This window comes from Agromyces protaetiae, from assembly GCF_030866785.1.
In the GTDB taxonomy this organism is placed as follows: Bacteria; Actinomycetota; Actinomycetes; order Actinomycetales; family Microbacteriaceae; genus Agromyces; species Agromyces silvae.
Map to the genome: position 1 here is coordinate 1,250,640 of NZ_CP133018.1, position 19,915 is coordinate 1,270,554.

The window sequence follows — 19,915 nt, forward strand, 5'->3', positions numbered from 1 at the left end:
CCACAGGTCGCGTGACGGGGCATCCGTAGACTGAGCGCATGCCGCAGGAGACCGTCCCCGCCGAGACCGTGCCCGTGCTCGATCTGACCGCGGACGCGGTCGCCATCACGAAGGCGATCTGTGACATCCCGAGCGTCTCGGGCGACGAGACCGCGCTCGCCGACGCGATCGTCGCGGCGCTCGCCGGGGCGTCGCACCTCGAGATCGTGCGCGACGGCGACACGGTCGTCGCCCGCACGAACCTCGGCCGCGAGCGGCGGGTCGTGATCGCGGGGCACCTCGACACCGTGCCGATCAACCGGAACCTGCCGACCAGGTACGAGACGATCGACGGCGAGCGGTACCTGTGGGGCCGCGGGACGGTCGACATGAAGGCCGGGGTCGCGGTGCAGCTGAAGCTCGCGCTCGAGCTCGTCGCGCCCGTCTACGACATCACGTGGATGTGGTACGACCACGAAGAGGTCTCCGCCGAACTGAACGGCCTCGGCCGGCTCGCGCGGCACCGCCCCGACCTGTTCGCGGGCGACTTCGCGATCCTCGGCGAGCCGTCGAACTCGCGCGTCGAGGGCGGGTGCAACGGCAATCTCCGGGTCGAGCTGCGCGCCTATGGCACGCGCGCGCACTCGGCGCGCAGCTGGGTCGGCGAGAACGCGATCCACAAGCTCGCGCCCGCACTCGAGCGGCTCGCGGCCTACGAGACCGAGGACGTCGAGGTCGACGGGCTCGTGTATCGCGAGGGGCTGAACGCCGTCGGCGTGACGGGCGGGATCGCGGGCAACGTCATCCCCGACGAGGCGATGCTGCACGTGAACTACCGCTTCGCGCCCAGCCGGACGGTCGCCGACGCGATCGCCATCGTGAGCGGCCTCTTCCCCGAGTACGAGCTGACGGTCGTCGACGAGGCCGAGGGCGCGCGCCCCGGTCTCGACGCCGACTTCGCGCAGGCGTTCGTCGCCGCCGTCGGTGGCGAGGCCCGGCCGAAGTACGGCTGGACGGATGTCGCACGCTTCAGCGCCATGGGCATCCCGGCCGTGAACTTCGGCCCGGGGGATCCGCTGAAGGCGCACGCCGACGACGAGCGCGTCGCGACCGATCAGATCCTCTCCTGCGAACGCGCGCTCCGCTCGTGGTTGGCGGGCACGGCGTCGACTGGCACGGCGTCGACGGGCACGGCCTGAGCCGCCGCCGCACCGCCGATGTCCGCCGCCGACGCTCCGCCGCGTGAGCGGGATCCGTTCCGCGCGCACCGGTGGTCGCCGCGCGTGCGATGGCGCCTGCTGCCGTGGTGGGCGCGCGTCGCGCTCATCTACGCGGGGGCGCGTGCCATCACCACGGTCTTCCTGCTGGTCCTCGCCGACCTGCAGGGTCCGAACGGCTGGACCGACGCGCGACCGGGGTACTTCGAGTACGCGAACATCTGGGACGCCCGCTGGTACGAGCTGATCGCCGCGATCGGCTACCCGGCCGTCCTGCCGCTGACCGACGGCGGACACGTCGCCGAGAACCAGTGGGCGTTCCTGCCGGTGTACCCGGGGCTGGTGCGCGCGGTCACGCTCACGGGGATGAGCTGGGAGGTGGCGTCGGTGCTCGTCTCCGTCGCCGCCGGGCTCGGCGCGGCGCTCGTGTTCCACCGGCTCATGCGACGCTTCCTCGCGCCGGACCAGGCGATGTTCGCGGTCGTGCTGTTCTGCGTCGCGCCGGTGGCGCCCATCATGCAGGTCGGCTACGCCGAGTCGCTCGCGTTCCTCTGGATGGCGATCGCGCTGCTGCTGCTCGTCGACCGGAGATACGGGTGGCTCGTGCCCGTCGTCGCGCTCTGGGCGTTCACGCGGCCGGGCGCGCTCGCGTTCGCACTCACGCTCGGATTGCACTGGATCGTGCGGTTCGTGCGACGCCACGACGACCCGTTCCCGATGCGGGAGCGGATGGTCGTGGCATCCGTCGCGGTGTTCACCGGGGTCGTCGGACTCGCCTGGCCCGCGATCGCCTGGATCGCGACCGGGGATCTCGCGGCGTACTTCGACACCGAGCTCGCCTGGCGTTCGGCGTACATCGGCTACGGCGACCTGGTGCCGTTCACCGCCTGGTTCCAGGGCGCCGAGTGGTGGTTCGGGCATGCGCTGGGCACGGTGGGCAGCTGGGCCGTGGTCGTGGTGCTGGTGGCTGCGTTCGGTGCCGCGCTCTTCGCGCCGTGGGTACGTCGGCTCGGCGTCGATCTGCGGCTCTGGCTCGCGAGCTATGCGCTGTACCTGCTCGCCGTGTTCTTCCCGCAGTCGAGCACGTTCCGGCTGCTCGCACCCCTGTTCCCCTTGGCCGGTGCGTTGGCGGTGCCGCGCGCCCGATGGCTGCGCTGGACCTTCGTCATCGGGTCGCTCGCGCTGCAGCTCGGCTGGCTCGTGGTGTGCTGGGCCATCATCGGGCGCGACTGGACGCCGCCGTGACACGCAATACGTCACCCGATGTTGCACCCGTGATTTCCCCGCCTCCGCTTCGGCGGGGGATAATGGAAGCTCAGCCACGAAAGGGGTAGCTCAATGGCGGCCATGAAGCCACGCACCGGAGACGGGCCTATGGAGGCCGTGAAGGAGGGTCGTCTCATCATCGTGCGGGTACCGCTCGAGGGCGGGGGACGACTCGTCGTCTCGGTGAACGACGCTGAGGCCAAGGAGCTCTACGACGTGCTCGGCGGCGTCGTGAACCCCGCCTGACGTCCGATCGACCGCCTGGGCCTGCGCATCGGCGCCGGCCCAGGCGTCTGTCGTCTCAGGGGCCGGGTGCCGGCGCCGTCACGCCCCCAGCTTGACGATCTGCAGGAGTCCGTCGCCCGCGGGCGAGATCGCCGTGGCGACGGCCGCGGAGGCCTGAAGCTCGGCGATCAGCGTGCGGAACGCGGTCGCCGATTCGTCGCGCCTGGCGGGGTCGGCCACACGTCCGCGCCAGAGCGCGTGCGCGACCATGACGCTGCCCTTCGCCTTGGCGAGGCGCAGCCCGTGCTCGACGTACTCGATCACGTTCGCGGCATCGGCGTCGACGAACACGATGTCGTAGGACGCCTCGTTCATGCGCGGCAGGACTTCGCCGGCGCGGCCGGCGATGAGCCGGACCCGGGCCGGGGCGATGCCGGCGTCGGCGAAGTGCTGGCGGGCGTGCTGCTGGTACTCGGTCTCGGTGTCGATCGAGGTGAGCATCGCGCCGCGCGCGGCGAGCAGGAGCGAGAGCCCCGACACTCCGAGGCCCGTGCCGACCTCGATGATCGATTCCGCGCGGGTCGCGGCAGCGATGACGGCGAGCTGCGCGGCGGTGGCGGGCGAGACCGGGTCGACCCCGAGTTCGAGCGATTGCTGCCGTGCGCGCACGACGACGTCGTGTTCGACGACGGACTCGTCGACGTACTTCCAGTTCAGGTCGTGTTCGGACACCTGGCGTCTCCCCTGCAGCTCAAGCCCCAAGAATACGGGCGTGCGGGCCAGGACGAGGCGCGCCTCGCCGCCGTCGTCCGCGCCATTGCGGTTTATGGTTGAGAGGTGTTCGGTCTGACGTTCGAGAAGCTCCTCATCATCGGGGTGATCGCCGTCTTCCTGCTCGGGCCCGAACGCCTGCCGTACTACGCGGGCAAGCTGGGCCAGCTCGTCAGGTCGCTGCGCGATCTCGCGAACGGGGCGAAGGATCGAATGCGCGAGGAGATGGGCCCCGACTTCGACGACGTCGACTGGAAGAAGCTCGACCCGCGCCAGTACGACCCCCGCCGGATCATCCGCGAGGCGCTGACCGACGCCGACCCGTTCGCCGAGCCCGAGCGCCCGGTCGTGGCACGCTCGGTGAATCAGGACTCGGCCTACCTGCAACGCAAGCGGGCCCGTGAGCCCCTCGGCGCCGGGGAGACCGCTCCGTTCGACTCCGAAGCCACCTGACCGACGTGCGACACCGCCGGGCGGGGTCGCTCGAATGCACGCCAGCTCAGGCGCGGCGAACCGCGCGGAGCACGCGCGCGAGCAGCAGGAACGGGCCGGCGAGGCTGCGGAACTCCGCGCCCGTCCGGGGGAGCTGCATCAGCCCGGTCGCGTGCGACACCGTGACGGGGTCGACGAACCGGCGGAGGCCCTCTGGCCCGTTGCGGCGCCCGAGGCCCGAGGCCTTGATGCCGCCCATCGGCGCGGCGACCGACGAGAACGATCCGCGGTAGCCCTCGCCGATGTTGACGCTGCCCGCCGCCAACGCGTCGGCGATGCGCCGGGCTCGAGCCGGCGATCTCGTGAGCACCGAGGCGTTGAGCCCGTAGTCGCTCGCGTTGGCGGCGAGCACGGCCTCCTCGTCGCTGTCGACGATGTAGACGGAGGCGATCGCACCGAAGGTCTCTTCGCCGTACACCCGCATCTCGGGGGTGACACCCGTGAGCAGGGTCGGGGCGAAGGCCCACGGACCGACCTCGGGCCGCGGCTCGCCGCCGACCAGCACGGTCGCGCCTTTCTCGATCGCGTCGTCGAGGTGTGCACGCACCCGCTCGAGCTGCGCGGCGCTCGCGAGCGAGCCGTAGTCGCTCGAGTAGTCGAGGGCGTTCCCCAGGCGCGCCGATGACAGGCGGGCGACGAGGGCGGCGATGAACGGCCCGGCGACGCGGCGATGCACATAGATGCGCTCGATCGAGACGCAGAGCTGCCCCATGGCGGCGAAGCACGCGTAGGCGGCGTCGGCCGCGGCCCGCGCGGGGTCGACATCGTCGAGCACGAGCATCGGGTTCTTGCCACCGAGCTCGAGCGAGGCCCCGACGAGCCGGCGCCCGGCCTTCTCGGCGATCCGGCGCCCGGTCGCGGTCGACCCGGTGAAGCAGACGTAGTCGACGTCGTCGGTGAGCGCCTCGCCGGCCTCGGACGCCTCGCCGGTCACCACCGCCCACAGCGCCTCGGGGACGCCCGCGTCGATGAACGCCCGGCGCAGCGCGAGGATCGACAGCGCCCCCTGATCGTCGGCCTTCTGCACGACGGCGCACCCGGCGGCGAGCGCCGGCACCACGTCCATCGCGGCGAGACTCAGCGCATAGTTCCACGGCGTGATGACGCCGGCGACGCCCTTCGGCCGGTACTTGACCCGGGTCGAGACGAGCAGTGGCAGTCCGCCCCGCACACGCCGGCCGCGCAGCGCGCGGGGTGCCTCGAGCGCGTTGTAGCGCGTGACGGAGGCGGCCTGGTAGACCTCTTCGAGTGCCTGCCCGCGGGTCTTGCCGCTCTCGATCTGGATCAGGTCGAGCAGCTGGTCGGCACGCTCGAGCAGGAGATCATGCGCTCGGAGGAGCACTCGTCGCCGGTGCGCGAACCCGGCCCGCGCCCAGGCGACCTGCATGAGCCGGCCCCGCGCGATCGCGTCGCGCACGTCGTCCGCGCTCGAGCGCGGCAGTTCGTGGTGCGGCTCGCCCGTGCGCGGCGACGATACGGTGATGGTCGCCGAGCCCGACGCGACGACGTCGTCGATGAGGCTCGCGAACAGGTCGGGTGAGGCCGTCTGGGCTCGCATGCGCACAGTCTAGGTCACCTGACCCACTCGGCCGTCGGCCCCACTACACTGCCTCCATGACCGCAACGGAGCGTGCTCTTCGGCGCGGCGTCGTCGCCAGGTACGCGATCGGCTCGATCGGCACCGGCGGGTTCGCGACGCTGCCCGGCCTCGTCCTCGTGTACTACCTCACCGACACGCTCGGCGTGGCCGCCATCGTGGCCGGCCTCGTCGTGACCGGGGCGAAGGTGTGGGACGTCCTGATCGACCCGTTCATCGGCCAGCGCAGCGATCGCGCCCTGGCCCGCACGGGCACGCGTCGCACCTGGATGGTCGTCGGCGCGATCGCGCTGCCCGTGGGGTTCGTGCTCACGTTCGCGGTGCCTGCAGGGCTCGCGCCCGAGGCATCCGCCGTCTGGGTCCTCGTGGCGTTCCTCGCGACGGCGACCGCGTTCAGCATGTTCCAGGTGCCGTATCTCGCGCTGCCGGCCGAGCTCACGCCGGACTATGACGAGCGGACGCGCCTGCTGACCTGGCGGGTCGTCGTGCTCACGCTCGCGATCCTCGCGTTCGGCGCGGGCGGGCCCGAGATCCGCGGCGCGTTCGCCGACGAACACGCCGGATACCTCGTGATGGCGCTCATCGCGGGCATCGTGATCGGCGTGGGCATGCTCGTCGCGACGACCACCGCGGGCCGGCGCTCGGCGAGCGGGTCGCGCCCCGTGGCGGATGCGACGGTCACGGATGCCACGTCGGAACCCGCGCCAGGAGGCCGTCTCCGCGACGGATACCGAGAGGGCTTCGCCGCGCTCGCGCGGAGCGCGCCGTTCCGGGCCTTGCTGGGCGCGTTCGTGCTGCAGGGGCTCGCGACGGGCGGCATGCTCGCCGGTGCGCAGTACGTCGCCACGTGGGTGCTGCGCTCGGAGGGTGCGGTGACCCTGCTCTTCGTGGCGTTGATCGCGCCCGCGGTCGCGTGCGCGCCGCTGTGGGCCCTGGTCGCGCGTCGCCTCGGCAAGGAGCGCGGCTTCGCCATCGCGAGCGGCGTGTTCGCGGTCGCCGCGTTCAGCCTGGTGCTCCTCCTGCTGTGGCCGGGCCCGTGGGTGTACCTGCCCGTCGCCGTGGCCGGCGCCGCGTACGCGGGCATGCAGTCGCTGCCCATGGCGATGCTGCCCGACGTCATCTCGCTCGACGCGGCCCGGCACGGCGCCGATCGCGCGGGGAGCTTCAGCGGCGTGTGGACCGCGGGTGAGACCGCGGGCATGGCGCTCGGCTCGACGCTGCTGACCGTCGTGCTCGCCGCGACCGGGTACGTGTCATCGGCGGGGTCGGCGGTCGTCGAGCAGGGGCCAGCGGCGATCGTGGGCATCGTGCTGAGCTTCAGCCTCCTGCCGGCCCTCCTCGTGGTGGCGAGCCTCGCGGTGCTGCGCCGCTACCGGCTGCGCCGCTCGGACATCGACGCGCTCGCCGAACCCACGACGACGGAGGCCACGCGATGAGCGACGACACGAACGACCTCCGCCGTGAGCCGTCCGACATCCTCGCCGAGCTGCGCGCGCTGCGCGAGCGCGACGCGCCCACGCACGGCGGCCGGGTGCTCTCGTATGTGTACGACCCGGGCCTCGCCGAGCTCGACGAGCTCGCGGCCGACGCCGCGCGGCTGGTGCAGCCCGTGAACGGGCTGGACCCGACGACGTTCACGTCGGTCGCGGCGCTCGAGTCACGCGTCGTCGGCTTCGCGCGCGACGCGCTCGGCGGCAACGGCGACGTGGTCGGATCGGTCACGTCCGGTGGCACCGAGAGCTGTCTGCTCGCCGTGAAGACCGCGCGGGACGCGTGGGTCGCGGCCGGCGGAGCCGGGCAACCCAGGCTCGTCGCGCCCGTGACCGTGCACGCGGCGTTCCACAAGGCCGCGCACTACCTCGGGCTCGTGCTCGATCTCGTGCCGGTCGACGAGGCGACGGGCCGGCCGCGGGTCGACGAGTTCGCGCGCCGGCTCGGCGCCGATGTGCCGCTCGTCGTCGTGAGCGCGCCGTCGTACCCGTTCGCGACCCTCGACCCGATCGCCGAGGTCGCCGCGCTCGCCGCGGACGCGGGCGTCGCGGTGCACGTCGACGCGTGCATCGGCGGCTTCGCGCTCGCATTCTGGCCGGACCCGCTGCCGCCGTGGGACCTGCGCGTGCCCGGTGTCACGAGCCTCTCGGCGGACCTGCACAAGTACGGCTACGCGCCGAAGGGCGTCTCGGTGCTGCTCATGCGCGGCCGCGACCGGCAGCGCCGGCAGTACTTCGCGACGACGCGCTGGCCCGGGTATCCGGTCGTGAACCCCACGATGACGGGGTCGAAGCCCGCCGGGCCGCTCGCCGCGGCCTGGGCGATCATCGAGGCGCTCGGCGTCGAGGGCTTCCGCCGTCTCACCGCGCGTGCTGCGCACGCGACCGGCGCGCTGGTCGCGGCGGTCGGCCGCATCGAAGGATTGCGGGTGGTGGGCGATCCGGTCGGTCCGCTGCTGGCGGTCGCGAGCGACGAACGGATGCCTCCCGGCCGGCGTGTCGACCCCCACCATTGGGCGGATGCCGCAACCGCAGCCGGCTGGCGGCTGCAACTGCAGCCCGGCCTCCGCCAGGCCGATGGCGACCCATTGCCGCGCACGGCGCACCTCACCGTGACGCCGGTGACCGATGCTGTGCTCGACGAGCTCGTGCCGGCGCTCGTGCGCGCGGCCGACGAGGTGCGCGGCATCCCGCCGGTCGACGGCGCCGCGGTCCTCGCCGCGCTCACGACCGGCGACGGCGGGCCCGCCGGCGGCGCACTGTCGGGTGACGTGGGCGAGCTGAGCGCCGACACCGCGGCCGGGCTGCTGCGCGTGTTCGGCCTTCTCGACGGTGACGCGGGTTCGGCGGGCGGAGCGCTGCCCGCGCGGCTCGCACCCGTGCTCGCGCTCATGGAGACGCTGCCTCCCGAGATCGCCGAGCGGCTCCTCGTCGAACTGCTCGCACGCGTCGTCGAACCCGGCTGAGTAGCATCCAGTCATGGGCATCAGACTGGAGAACGTCGGCATCGCCGTGCGCGACCTCGACGCGACGATCGCCTTCTTCACCGACCTCGGGCTCACGGTGCTCGGCCGCGACACGATCAGCGGCGAGTGGGCCGACACGGCGGTCGGTCTCGACGGCAACCATGCCAGGATCGCGGTGCTCGAGACGCCCGACGGCCAGGGCCAGCTCGAGCTCTTCGAGTACCTCCACCCTGACGCGATCGAGACCGAGCCAACGCTCCCGAACGAGATCGGCATGCACCGCGTCGCGTTCTCGGTCGACGATCTCGACGAGGCGCTCGCGATCGCTGCGAAGCACGGCTGCCACCCGCTCCGCGGCGTCGCGAACTACGAGGGCGTCTATCGGCTCACGTACCTCCGCGGCCCGAGCGGCATCATCGTCATGCTCGCCCAGAAGCTCACCCCCTGACGCGAACGGTCGCGGATGGCGGGTCCGATCGTTCAGAACCCGCCATCCGCGACCGCTCGACCGGGTGTGGCACTCGACGCACGCGAGCCACCTGTCAGCCCAGGCGGCAGCGCTCGGTGAAGTAGGCGAAGAGGTCGTCCTTGAGGGACTGGCCGGAGCGGAGCTCGTACAGACCTGACCAGCCGTCGCTCGTGGTGATCTCGAGAGGGATGATCGTGCCGCGCTTGTCTTCGGCGCCCGCGTGCTGGTCGCAGCGCGCGGGGCGCACGGGGAGCTCGATGGTCGAGGGCGGGTCATCGGCGCTGATCTCGGCGGTGTACGCCCAGTTCAGGCCGCCCTCGGCGGAGAGCAGCGTCGTGCCGAGCACCTGGGCGATCGACAGTGACCCGTCACCCTCGCCCGTCGGCTCGACGGCGATGTCGATCCACGCACGCTGCGCCTCGCCCGTGCCCTCGGTGCGAAGCCGGTCGGGCAGGGCGAACGTCGCGATCTGCTCGACCGAATGCGCCAGACATCCGGTCTCCTGCAGCCGGGCCAGCGTGTCGTAGGGATCGTCGGCCTCGAGGGAGCCCGTCGCCGGACCGGTCGCGGTCTGCAGTTCGAGACCGATCGTGGCGGGCCCGGCGTCGCCCGCGCAGCGCACCGGCCCGAGATCCAGCCGGAGCTGGATCGACTTCCCAGCGGCGAGGTCCTTCGGGCCGTCGAGCACCATGCCGTCTTCGAGCCCGGGCGCGGTGACGTCGAGCCGGTCGATCGTGAGGTCACCGTCGGTGCCGTTGTCGACCTGCACGACCAGCCGACCGTCGACCACGTCGGATCGGCTCTGCAGCACACTCGCGGTCACCTCCGCCGGCAGCGCGGCGGGCGCCTCCGCGGGGGCGCCGCACCCGGCGAGCACCAGAGCGGTCGACGCGAGCGCGCCGCTCAGACCGATTACGCGGCGTGCGTCGGCACGTTTCGCCCCGCGCCCGCGCGGCGGATGTTCCGCGCGAACGCCGCCCCGGGGCATCCGTTCACCTGACCGAGACGTCCAGCGGCCGGCCGCGCAGTGAGCGCGACCGCACCGCGAGCCGCGCAGCGACCGCTTCGATGGCGCGAGCCGCGGGGTCGTCGGGCTCGGCCACGACGACCGGGTCGCCGTCGTCGCCGCCGCGGCGCAACGCGACGCTGAGCGGCACCGTCGCGAGCAGCGGCACCGGCACGTCCTGCCCCTCGGAGAGCCGGCGCGCGACCTCCTCGCCGCCGCCCGAGCCGAACAGGTCGACGAGGGCGCCGTCGGCGCCGGTGAACGCCGCCATGTTCTCGACGACGCCGATCACGTGCTGCCCCGTCTGACGGGCGACGACGCCCGATCGCTCGGCGACGTCGGCCGCGGCGGGTTGCGGCGTGGTGACCACGACGACCTCCGCGTTCGGCAGCAGCTGGCCGAGCGAGATGGCGACGTCGCCGGTGCCGGGCGGCAGGTCCACGAGCAGCACGTCGAGGTCGCCGAAGTACACGTCGGTGAGGAACTGCTGGAGTGTGCGATGCAGCATGGGGCCGCGCCACGCCACCGCGACCGAAGAGGACCGCCCGCCGGGCTCGGACGGTTCGACGAACATGCCGATCGAGATGACCTTCACGCCGTGCGCCACCGGCGGCAGGATCATCTCGTCGACGCGGGTCGGCCGCGCCGCGTTGCCGTGTCCGTCGATGAGGCCGAGCAGCCCCGGGATCGAGAACCCGTGCACGTCGGCGTCGACCAAGCCGACGGACAGTCCTCGGGCGGCGAGCGCCACCGCGAGGTTCGCGGTCAGCGTCGACTTCCCGACGCCGCCCTTGCCGCTGGTGATCGCGATCACGCGCGTCAGCGTGCCCGGTCCGAACGGATTCCCGCGCGCCGCGCGGCCGCCGCGGAGGCGTTCGGTGAGCGCGGCGCGCTGCTCGGGCGTCATGACGGTGAGCTCGACGGTCGCGTTGCCCTCGCCCGCGACCGACTCCGCGGCCGCGATCACGTCGCGTTCGATGCGGTCGCTCGCGGGGCATCCGACGATCGTGAGCCGCACACCGACCTGCACGCGGCCGTCGGTGCCGGCCGTGACCCCCGCGACCATGTCGAGCTCGGTGATCGGCTTGCGGATCTCGGGGTCGATGACCCCGGTCAGCGCGGCGTGCACGGCGCGCTCGAGCTCGTCAGGAGGCAGAGGCGGATGCGGCACGCTCGGCGCCCTCTTCCTCGTCGCGACGGTCGAGCTCCTCGACGATCGCCTTCAGCTCGGCACGGATGAACTCCTTCGACGCCAGGTCCTTCACCGCGAGCCGGAGCGCGACGACCTCGCGCGCGAGGTACTCGGTGTCCGCGAGGTTGCGTTCGGCGCGCTGCCGGTCCTGCTCGATCTGCACACGGTCGCGGTCATCCTGCCGGTTCTGCGCGAGCAGGATGAGCGGCGCGGCGTACGACGCCTGCAGCGAGAGCACCAGGGTCAGCGCGATGAACCCGAGTTCGATCGAGTCGAAACGCCACGCCTCGGGCGCGAACGTGTTCCACACCATCCAGAAGATGACGAACAGCGTGAGCCCGAGCAGGAACCACGGCGTGCCCATGGCGCGCGCGACCCACTCCGTGAAGCGACCGAACCGGTCGCGGTCGCCCGATCCGCGGAAGGGCGCGGATCGGCGAAGTCCCTTCGGGGTCTCGAATCGCCGGTCGTCGACGTCAGCGCGTGCCATCTCCTGCCCTCCTTCCGTGCGGAATGGGGATGCTCCCCGTGCTGAGCTGTGCGCGCGCGGTCGCGCGCTTGGTCAGCTCCTCGTGTTCGTCGGGATGACTTCGCCAGTCATCTGGCAGGAGGTAGTCGAGTACGTCGTCGATCGTCACCACCCCGACGAGTCGGTGCTTCTCGTCGACGACCGGCACCGAGACCAGGTCGTAGCTTGCGAGGATGCGGCTCACCTCGGCGGCCGACGTGTCGGCGCGTACGGGCTCGAGCCCCTGGTCGGTGAGCGAACCGAGCCGCTCGTGCGGCGGGTAGCGAAGCATCCGCTGGAAGTGCACCATGCCGAGGAACCGGCCGGTCGGCGGCTCATACGGCGGCAGCGTCACGCAGACCGCGGCGCCGAGTGCCGGCGGCAGGTCATGCCGGCGGATCATCGCGAGGCCCTCGGCGACGGTCGCATCGGCCGACAGGATGATCGGCTCGGTCGTCATCAGGCCACCCGCGGTGTCGGGGCCGTAGGCGAGCAGGAACCGCACGTCTTCGGCCTCTTCGGGCTCCATGAGCTCGAGCAGGTGCTCGCCGCGCTCCTCGGGGAGCTGCGCGATAAGGTCGGCCGCGTCGTCGGGCTGCATCTGATCGAGCACGTCGGCCGCACGGTCGTCGCCGAGCGCCGCCAGGATCACGACCTGGTCGGCCTCCGGCATCTCCTCGAGCACGTCGGCGAGCCGGTCGTCGGGCAGCTCCTCGGCGACCTCCTGCCGGCGCTGCGGCGGCAGATCGAGCAGGGTGTTCGCGAGGTCGGCGGGCTTCAGCTCCGAGTAGGTCGCGATGAGCTGCTCGGCGGACTGCGCCTCACCGCCCTTCGGCTGCGCCTCACGGACCTCGCGCCAGGTGACGTAGGCCGACTGGCCCTTCGAGAACGGCGAGGCGCCCTTGGGCCGGCGCACGAAGAGCTGCGAGACCTCCCACTCACCGGGCTCCCGCTCTTCGATCGCGACGTCCTCGATCGTGGCGCCGCCCGAACCGTCGTTGAAGACGACCTTGCGGCCCAGCATCTCGGCGATGAGCCGCACCTCGCCGCCGCGCTGCTCGAAGCGGCGCAGGTTGATCAGCCCGGTGGTTATGACCTGACCGCCGCTGATCGACGTGACGCGGCCGATCGAGAGGAACACACGCCGCTTGCCGGGGATCTCGACGATCAGCCCCACGACGCGCGGCGGATCGGACTTTCGATACACCACGAGGACATCACGAACTCGGCCGACCCGATCCCCGGCGGGGTCGAAGACGGCGCTCCCGGCGAGTCGGGCGACGAAGACTCTCGTGGCGCTCACACCTACCAACTTAGCCCCAGCGGGTTGAAAGCAGCCGTGAGACGGGCGGCCGTGAAAGAATGAACCGATGACCAGCCAGTCGCCGTTCCGAGGGCGTGTAGCCCGGGCGTTCCCGACCCTGCCGAAGGGCGAGACCGTCGCGAGCTTCGAGACCTATCAGGAAGCGCAGGCGGCGGTCGACCGGCTCGCCAAGGCGGAGTTCCCGGTGCGCGAGCTCTCGATCGTGGGCACCGACCTGACGTCGGTCGAGCGCATCACGGGCAAGCTGACGTGGGGCCGCGGTGCGGGAGCCGGCGCGCTCTCGGGCGCGTGGTTCGGCACCTTCCTGGGGCTGCTGTTCTTCATCTTCTCGCCGACTGGCGCCGGGCTCGGCATCCTCGGCGCGGCGGTGCTCATCGGTGCGGGGTTCGGCATGATCTTCGGGCTGGTCTCGTATTCGCTCAACCGGCGCCGGCGTGATTTCACGTCGGTCATGCAGGTGCTCGCGACCCGGTACGCGATCATCGCCGAACCCGAGCATCTCGCGCGGGCGCGTGAGGTGCTGGGCGTGGGCGCCCCGGTGGCAGCGGCCCCGGCGGCGCCGACGCACGAGGGCGAGCCGCGCACCTATGGCGAGGCGCAGGATGCCGCGCGCCGCGGCACGGATGCCTCGGCGGAGCCGCCGCGCTACGGCGAGCGGCTGCCCGCCCCGGGCGACGAACCTTCCGAGCGCTGACGACGATCAGCGCTGCGCGCTGCGCACCCAGGCCTCGACCTCGTCGGCGGTGCGGGGGATGGCCGCCGAGAGGTTGACGGCGCCGTCCTCGGTGACGAGGACGTCGTCTTCGATGCGCACACCGATGCCGCGGAACGCCTCGGGCACGGTGAGATCGTCGGGCTGGAAGTACAGGCCGGGCTCGATCGTGAAGACCATGCCGGGCTGGAGCACTCCGTCGAGGTAGAGCTCGCGGCGCGCCTGCGCACAGTCGTGCACGTCGAGGCCGAGGTGGTGGCTGGTGCCGTGCACCATGTACCGGCGGTGGAACTGGTTCTCGGGCTCGAGGCTCTCATCGGCCGAGACCGGCAGCAGGCCCCACTCGGCGGTCCGCTGCGCGATGACGCGCATGGCCGTCGCGTGGATGTCGCGGGACACCGCGCCGGGCCGCACCATCGCGAACGCCGCGTCGGCGGCGTCCAGCACGGCCTCGTAGATCTTCCGCTGCACGTCGGAGAAGGTGCCGTTCACGGGGAACGTCCGCGTGATGTCGGCGGTGTAGTAGCTGTCCATCTCGACGCCGGCGTCGAGCAGCACCAGGTCGCCGGGAACCACTGCGCCGTCGTTCCTGGTCCAGTGCAGGATGGTCGCGTGCGGCCCGGCCGCGGCGATCGACGCATAGCCGACGTCGTTGCCGTCGAGTCGGGCGCGAGTGGCGAACACGCCCTCGATGACACGCTCGCCCCGGACCTCCGAGGTGATGCGCGGCAGCTCGGCGAGCACCTCGGTGAAGCCGCGCGCGGTCGCATCGACCGCGGCACGCAGCTCGGCGATCTCGAAGTCGTCTTTCACGAGACGCAGTTCTGAGAGCACCCGGGCGAACGCGGCGTCTGGTTCGTGGTCCTCGCCGAACTCGAGGCTGAACGGCGCGTCGGCGGCGTTGGTCGAGAGCGCCCGGTCGGTGGCGAAGCGGATCCGGGCGTAGTCGACCCGGTCGGTGATCGCCGGGTCGGCTTCGCGGACGATGAGGGCGGTCGTGTCGAGGTGATCGACCACGTCGCCGAAGTCGGCGATGTCACGCGTCGCGACCGCGAGGTCGGCCGCCACATGCGCGAGTGAGGGCCTCGGCCCGATCCAGAACTCGCCGATCGCCGGGTTCGCGTAGAACTCGTCGGAGTCGCGCCCGGCGCGCTCCCTGAAGTACACGGTCGCGACGTGGCCGCCGTCGTCGCTGGTGCCGCCGTCGTCGTCGCCCCGAGGCTCGAGCACGAGCACGGCTCCGGGCTCGGCGTCGGAGCCCCAGCCGGTGAGGTGCGCGAACGCCGAGTGCGCCCGGAACGGGTAGTCGGTGTCGTTGGCGCGCTGCTTCATGTCGCCGGCCGGGATGATCAGGCGCTCACCGGGGAACGCGGCGGACACCGCGGCGCGCCGGGCGGCGGCGTAGGCCGCCTGCGGGCGGGCGGGCGGGAGTGTCTCGTCGCGTTCGGCCCAGCCGGTCGAGAGATAGTCCTTGAACCGGTCGGAACCGGGCGTCGTCGATCGGTTCGCGGTGCGATCGGATGCCTCGGTCGCACCTTCGGACGGAGCGGCGGCCTCGGTCGCCTCACGAGTGTCGGACATGTCGTCCATTGTCGCACCCGCCGCGGGGCCCGCGACCGGCGTCAAGGGCCGACGCGGACGAGGGTGGTCACGATCGGGCGGTGGTCACTGCCGGCCTGGTCCAGCTCGCCGACGACGCGGAACGACGCGACCTCCCAGTTCGGCGTCGCGAGGACGTGGTCGATCGGGCTGCCGAAGAACTCGGGGACGTCGGTCGGCCACGTGCCGACCCCCGCGGCGCCGCCAGCCAGCGCCGCATCGTGGCAGCGGCCGAGATCCCCGCCGTCGACACCGCGACCCGCGAAGTGATCGAGGGTGGCATTGAAGTCGCCCGCGAGGATGACGTTCTCGCCCGCGCACTGCTCGGCGATCCAGTCGAGATCGCTCCGCCAGTTCCGCAGCTCCCACCGGATCGGCGCGACCGCGTGCACGGCGACGATGCGCGGGCCGGCACCGTCGACCGGGTCGGCGACGACGCTCGGCAGCGTGTTCGTGTTGTCGGGCGGCCCGGGCCAGGCCGCGGAGCTCACTTCGTAGTCGCCGAGGTCGGGGCTGATGAGCAGGGTGGTGGAACGCGCCTTCGCGATCTCGTCGTAGGCGAGCGTGCGCACCCACATCGGGCGGCCGCCATCGCGCATCGCGATCGCGACCTGTTCGCCGAGTGGCGCGGTCGTCTCGGGAAGCGAGATCACGTCTGCGCCCTCGGTCAGCGCGAGATCGACGATGGTCTGCGCGTCGGGCACCTCACCGAGCGTGTTCCATGCCAGCACGGTCACGGTGTCCACCGGATCGGCGGCGGCGTGCGAGGCATCCGCCGGCTGACCGAGCCCGCGAGCCGACAGGATCGCGACGTTGCCGATCGCGAACAGCGCGAGCACCAGCGCCATGGCGATGCCGAAGACCCGGGTGCGGCGGGGGATCGCGATGAGCGCGAAGACGACGGCGACGGCGACGGCGCCGACCGCGGCGGTGCCGCGGAGCGCGACGACGTGGGTGGCGATCCACTGGTTCTGCAGGCCGAACGCCTGCGGCCAGAGCAGGACGACGCCGATGACGGACGCCGCGAGCACAGCGGCCCATGCGAGGAATCGGGCAAGCATCCCGGTCACCCTATCCATCCGGCCTGGACGTCTCCCGCGTGCGGGTTCGCGGTGGCCGGCAGGCGTGCCGGCGTCGATCTCCCGGTCGATAGCATGGAGAGATGCCCGACGCCCCGCGGTTCATCGGTGCCGCCGATCTGCACGTCCATTCGGTCGTGTCCGACGGCACCGAGACCCCCGCGGCGCTCATGGCGGAGGCCGCCGAAGTCGGTCTCGCGGCGATCGCGCTCACCGATCACGACGCGACGACCGGCTGGGCCGAAGCGGCCGGTGCGGTCGACCGCACGGGCGTCGCGCTCATCCCCGGCATGGAGCTGTCCACGCGCGAGGGATATGTCAGCGTGCACGTGCTCGGGTACCTGTTCGACCCGCTCGACGAGGACCTGCTCGCGGAGACGGCGCGGATCCGGGAGTCGCGGCTGACGCGTGCCGAGACCATCGTCAGGCGGATCTCGCGCGACTACGACCTCGACTGGGACGACGTGCTCGCGCAGACCGCCGAGGGCGCGACGATCGGGCGGCCGCATATCGCCGATGCGCTGGTGGCGCGCGGCCACGTGGCTGACCGGTCGGCCGCGTTCGCGGGCATCCTGCACCCGCGCATGGGATACGCGCAACCGCACTACGCCCCCGACCCGCTCACGGGGGTTCGACTCATCCGCGCCGCGGGTGGAGTGCCCGTGCTCGCACATCCCGGCACGCGAGGTGCCGAACGCGTCATCTCGGATGCGCGGCTCGCCCAGCTCGTCGACGCGGGGCTGTTCGGGCTCGAGGTGGAGCACCCCGAGAACCGGCCGGATGCGAAACGCCGCCTGCGCGACCTCGCGGCCAGATTCGACCTCGCGATCACGGGCGCGAGCGACTATCACGGCACCGGCAAGGTCAACCGGCTCGGCGAGCAGCAGACCGCGGCCGAGGTCGTCGACCGCATCGTCGCCGAGGGCACCGGTTCGGCGCCCGTGCTGCCGAGCCCGTCGGTCGAGTAGCAGGCGACGAAGGGTCCGCCTCGCTGGTGGAGTGGCGCGACCGGCGCGGCTCAGCCCTGCTGCGCGGGTGCGGCCTGGCCGTTGCCTGACCCACCCGAACGACGTCGCCGGCGGCGGCGCGGTGCGGTGTTGCCGTCGTGGTGCTCTCGGCCCTGCCCGTCATGGGTGCCGGATCCGGGATCCTTCGGCGCCGAGGCATCCGTCGACGAGTCGGAGCGCGCCGACTCGTCCGCCCCGCCGCGCGTGCGGCGGCGCGTGCGGCTCCGGCCGCCGCCCTCGCCCCGACCGCCCTCGCTGCGACCGCCTTCGCTGCGACCGGCGGTCGCCGCGCGGGGCGGCGCGGCCTTCGCCGCTGCGGGCTTGAGCCGGCCCTTGGTGCCCTCGGGGATGTCGAGGTCGGTGAACAGGTGCGGGCTGGACGAGTACGTCTCGGTCGGCTCGGGCTGGCCGAACTCGAGCGCGCGGTTGATGAGCGCCCACTTGTGCAGGTCGTCCCAGTCGACGAAGGTGACCGCGATGCCGGTCTTGCCGGCACGCCCGGTGCGGCCCGCCCGGTGCAGATAGGTCTTGTCGTCGTCGGGGATGGTGTGGTTGATCACGTGGGTGACGTCGTCGACGTCGATGCCGCGGGCTGCCACGTCGGTCGCGATCAGGATGTCCTTCTTGCCCGCCTTGAACGCGGCCATGGCGCGCTCGCGCTGGTCCTGGTTCAGGTCGCCGTGCACGGCGGCGGCGTTGAACCCCCGGTCGTTCAGCTCCTCGACGAGTCGTGCGGCCGCGCGCTTGGTCCGCGTGAAGATGATCGTCTTGCCGCGCCCCTCGGCCTGGAGGATGCGCGAGATCACTTCGTCCTTGTCGAGCGAGTGGGCCCGGTAGACGAGGTGCTTGATGTTCGCCTGTGTGAGGCCCTCGTCGGGGTCGGTCGCGCGGATGTGGATCGGCTTCGACATGAAGCGGCGCGCGAGCGCGACGATCGGACCCGGCATGGTCGCCGAGAAGAGCATGGTGTGGCGGACGGCCGGGGTCTGCGCGAACAGCTTCTCGATGTCGGCGAGGAAGCCGAGATCGAGCATCTTGTCGGCCTCGTCGAGCACCATCTCCTGCACGTTCTTGAGGCTCAGCAGACGCTGGCTCGCAAGGTCGAGCAGACGGCCCGGGGTGCCGACGACGATCTGCGCGCCCGCCTTGATCTGCTCGATCTGGCCTTCGTAGGCCTTGCCGCCGTAGATCGAGACGACCTTCGTCGGACGGTTCGACGTCGCGAGCTCGAGGTCTTCGCTCACCTGCACGGCGAGCTCGCGCGTCGGCACCACGATGAGGGCCTTCACGCCGGGCTCGGGGTCGTCGCCCAGCCGCTGGATGAGCGGGAGACCGAAGCCGAAGGTCTTGCCCGTGCCGGTCTTGGCCTGGCCGATGATGTCCTGCCCGGAGAGGGCGAGGGGGATGGTCTGTTCCTGAATGGGGAAGGGCTCGGTGATGCCCTTCGCGGCAAGCGCGTCGACGATGTCTGACGCGATGCCGAGGTCGGTGAACGAAGTCACGATTCCGCCTGTCGGTGTCGCAAAGCATGAGTGCGCGCTGTTTCCTCAGGCGCACGGCGCGCGGTTCCATCGCCCGCGCATACCCGTCAAGCCTAACCGAGACTGCCATGCCGCCTTCGTTATGCTGTCCTGCGTGGTGTTGTGGTCCGGTCGTCGGGGTCCGCGCGACGTCGAGCGGGTCCGCCCCCGAGTCGCGCCGGCCGCGCTGACGCGCGTCGACTTCACCGAGCTCGTTCCCGAGCCGGTCGCCTTCCTCGGGCAGGCCGCGCACATCGAGCTCGAGGCGTTCGAGAGCCTCGCCAAAGCGGTGGGCACGGCGCCGACGCTCGGAGCAAAAGAGGGGCTGTCGGCGGCCGCGGGCGTGGCGCTGCGCAAGCATCATGCGCTCATCGCCGAGCTGCGCCGCGCGGGGGCCGAACCGGTCGAGGTCATGGCACCGTTCACACCCGTCACCGACCGGTTCCGCGGCGCCGTCGCCCGCGCGGACTGGTACGAGCTGTTGCTGACGATCTACGTCACGACGGGCATGCTCGACGACTTCTTCGCGCGGCTCGCCGCGGGGCTGCCGCACGAGCTCGCCGGGCGGGTTCGCGTGATCCTTGAGGACCGCGGCGCGGGCGAGCGCGGGAGCGGCGCGGGCGAGCGCGGGGCGGGTGAGCGCGGCGCGGGCGATGTGCTTCGCCGCGAACTCGAACGCGCCATCGCGGAGCAGCCCGGCCTCGCCGACCGTCTCGCGCTCTGGGGCCGGAGTCTCGTCGGCGACACCATGCTCGTCGCGCGTTCGGCGCTCCGCGCCGCCGAGCCGCCCGGGCGCGGTGACGAAGACGTCGAGCCGGTGTTCACCGAGCTCATCGCCGAGCACACGCGCCGCATGGACGCGCTCGGCCTGACCGCGTAAGACGCGTCACGTCGCGGCGCACGGCCGATTGCCGCGCCGTGGCCCGGGCTCCGTGCCCCGATCGCAGCGCCCCCAAGCCGTCACGATTCGCGGGCGCGTTCACGAACACACTCGCA

General features: G+C 72.1%; 19 protein-coding genes. 10 read left to right on the forward strand and 9 right to left on the reverse strand.

All coding sequences use genetic code 11. The features are described from left to right. Positions 1-38: 38 nt before the first annotated feature. From dapE to QU602_RS05865, 3 genes are all read left to right on the forward strand, one after another. Complete coding sequence (gene dapE, locus QU602_RS05855; RefSeq protein ID WP_308799300.1) at positions 39-1,178, forward strand: succinyl-diaminopimelate desuccinylase; 1,140 nt, start codon at positions 39-41, stop codon at positions 1,176-1,178. 18 nt (positions 1,179-1,196) lie between these two features. Further along, positions 1,197-2,441 carry a hypothetical protein gene (locus tag QU602_RS05860; protein ID WP_308799301.1) on the forward strand — a complete coding sequence of 415 codons (1,245 nt, stop codon included), beginning with the start codon at positions 1,197-1,199 and terminating at the stop codon, positions 2,439-2,441. Positions 2,442-2,534: 93 nt separating this feature from the next. Continuing rightward, positions 2,535-2,708 (forward strand): DUF3117 domain-containing protein, encoded by a 174-nt coding sequence (locus QU602_RS05865; RefSeq protein WP_067875042.1) that lies wholly within the window; start codon positions 2,535-2,537, stop codon positions 2,706-2,708. 78 nt (positions 2,709-2,786) lie between these two features. Here the strand turns inward: QU602_RS05865 and QU602_RS05870 are convergent, their stop codons facing one another. After that, the gene (locus QU602_RS05870; protein WP_308799302.1) at positions 2,787-3,419 is read right to left on the reverse strand and encodes an O-methyltransferase; all 633 of its coding nucleotides are present in this window, start codon (positions 3,417-3,419) and stop codon (positions 2,787-2,789) included. Positions 3,420-3,524: 105 nt separating this feature from the next. On the opposite strand from QU602_RS05870, the gene QU602_RS05875 reads away from it, so the two are divergent. Beyond that, a complete protein-coding gene (locus QU602_RS05875; RefSeq protein WP_308799303.1) occupies positions 3,525-3,911 on the forward strand; it encodes a twin-arginine translocase TatA/TatE family subunit in 387 nt (128 codons plus the stop codon). Positions 3,912-3,957: 46 nt separating this feature from the next. Here the strand turns inward: QU602_RS05875 and QU602_RS05880 are convergent, their stop codons facing one another. Next, positions 3,958-5,508 carry a succinic semialdehyde dehydrogenase gene (locus QU602_RS05880; protein WP_308799304.1) on the reverse strand — a complete coding sequence of 517 codons (1,551 nt, stop codon included), beginning with the start codon at positions 5,506-5,508 and terminating at the stop codon, positions 3,958-3,960. A gap of 56 nt (positions 5,509-5,564) precedes the next feature. Between QU602_RS05880 and QU602_RS05885 the strand changes: the two genes are divergently transcribed. Genes QU602_RS05885 through QU602_RS05895 form a run of 3 tightly spaced genes read left to right on the forward strand, consistent with a single transcriptional unit; the run spans position 5,565 to position 8,951 of the window. Continuing rightward, positions 5,565-6,983: an MFS transporter gene (locus QU602_RS05885; RefSeq protein WP_308799305.1), complete on the forward strand. Its 1,419-nt coding sequence runs from the start codon at positions 5,565-5,567 to the stop codon at positions 6,981-6,983. Beyond that, entirely contained in the window at positions 6,980-8,503 is a 1,524-nt protein-coding gene (locus tag QU602_RS05890; RefSeq protein ID WP_308799306.1) for a pyridoxal phosphate-dependent decarboxylase family protein, read from the forward strand. Before QU602_RS05885 ends, QU602_RS05890 begins: the two co-directional genes overlap by 4 nt. Before the next feature lie 13 nt (positions 8,504-8,516). Next, positions 8,517-8,951 (forward strand): VOC family protein, encoded by a 435-nt coding sequence (locus QU602_RS05895; protein ID WP_308799307.1) that lies wholly within the window; start codon positions 8,517-8,519, stop codon positions 8,949-8,951. A 94-nt stretch (positions 8,952-9,045) separates the two neighbouring features. Here QU602_RS05895 and QU602_RS05900 read toward each other — a convergent pair whose 3' ends face one another. The 4 genes from QU602_RS05900 to QU602_RS05915 all read right to left on the reverse strand — a co-directional run bounded on the left by QU602_RS05900 (position 9,046) and on the right by QU602_RS05915 (position 12,981). After that, a complete protein-coding gene (locus QU602_RS05900) occupies positions 9,046-9,849 on the reverse strand; it encodes a hypothetical protein (RefSeq protein WP_308799308.1) in 804 nt (267 codons plus the stop codon). Between the two features lie 115 nt (positions 9,850-9,964). After that, positions 9,965-11,149 carry an Mrp/NBP35 family ATP-binding protein gene (locus tag QU602_RS05905; RefSeq protein WP_308799309.1) on the reverse strand — a complete coding sequence of 395 codons (1,185 nt, stop codon included), beginning with the start codon at positions 11,147-11,149 and terminating at the stop codon, positions 9,965-9,967. Next, positions 11,124-11,660 carry a DUF1003 domain-containing protein gene (locus QU602_RS05910; protein WP_308799310.1) on the reverse strand — a complete coding sequence of 179 codons (537 nt, stop codon included), beginning with the start codon at positions 11,658-11,660 and terminating at the stop codon, positions 11,124-11,126. The genes QU602_RS05905 and QU602_RS05910 overlap by 26 nt, the downstream gene beginning before the upstream one ends. Beyond that, complete coding sequence (locus tag QU602_RS05915; protein WP_308799311.1) at positions 11,647-12,981, reverse strand: magnesium transporter MgtE N-terminal domain-containing protein; 1,335 nt, start codon at positions 12,979-12,981, stop codon at positions 11,647-11,649. The genes QU602_RS05910 and QU602_RS05915 overlap by 14 nt, the downstream gene beginning before the upstream one ends. Before the next feature lie 67 nt (positions 12,982-13,048). On the opposite strand from QU602_RS05915, the gene QU602_RS05920 reads away from it, so the two are divergent. After that, entirely contained in the window at positions 13,049-13,696 is a 648-nt protein-coding gene (locus tag QU602_RS05920; protein WP_308799312.1) for a general stress protein, read from the forward strand. A gap of 6 nt (positions 13,697-13,702) precedes the next feature. Here QU602_RS05920 and QU602_RS05925 read toward each other — a convergent pair whose 3' ends face one another. Further along, entirely contained in the window at positions 13,703-15,295 is a 1,593-nt protein-coding gene (locus QU602_RS05925) for an aminopeptidase P family protein (RefSeq protein WP_308799313.1), read from the reverse strand. 41 nt (positions 15,296-15,336) lie between these two features. After that, complete coding sequence (locus QU602_RS05930; protein ID WP_308799314.1) at positions 15,337-16,374, reverse strand: endonuclease/exonuclease/phosphatase family protein; 1,038 nt, start codon at positions 16,372-16,374, stop codon at positions 15,337-15,339. A gap of 101 nt (positions 16,375-16,475) precedes the next feature. Between QU602_RS05930 and QU602_RS05935 the strand changes: the two genes are divergently transcribed. Then, positions 16,476-17,360 carry a PHP domain-containing protein gene (locus tag QU602_RS05935; RefSeq protein WP_308799315.1) on the forward strand — a complete coding sequence of 295 codons (885 nt, stop codon included), beginning with the start codon at positions 16,476-16,478 and terminating at the stop codon, positions 17,358-17,360. Between the two features lie 50 nt (positions 17,361-17,410). Here QU602_RS05935 and QU602_RS05940 read toward each other — a convergent pair whose 3' ends face one another. After that, on the reverse strand, positions 17,411-18,901 hold the full coding sequence (locus QU602_RS05940) for a DEAD/DEAH box helicase (protein ID WP_308799316.1): 1,491 nt from the start codon (positions 18,899-18,901) through the stop codon (positions 17,411-17,413). Positions 18,902-19,034: 133 nt separating this feature from the next. Between QU602_RS05940 and QU602_RS05945 the strand changes: the two genes are divergently transcribed. After that, complete coding sequence (locus QU602_RS05945) at positions 19,035-19,799, forward strand: ferritin-like fold-containing protein (protein ID WP_308799317.1); 765 nt, start codon at positions 19,035-19,037, stop codon at positions 19,797-19,799. The last annotated feature ends 116 nt before the right edge of the window (positions 19,800-19,915 follow it).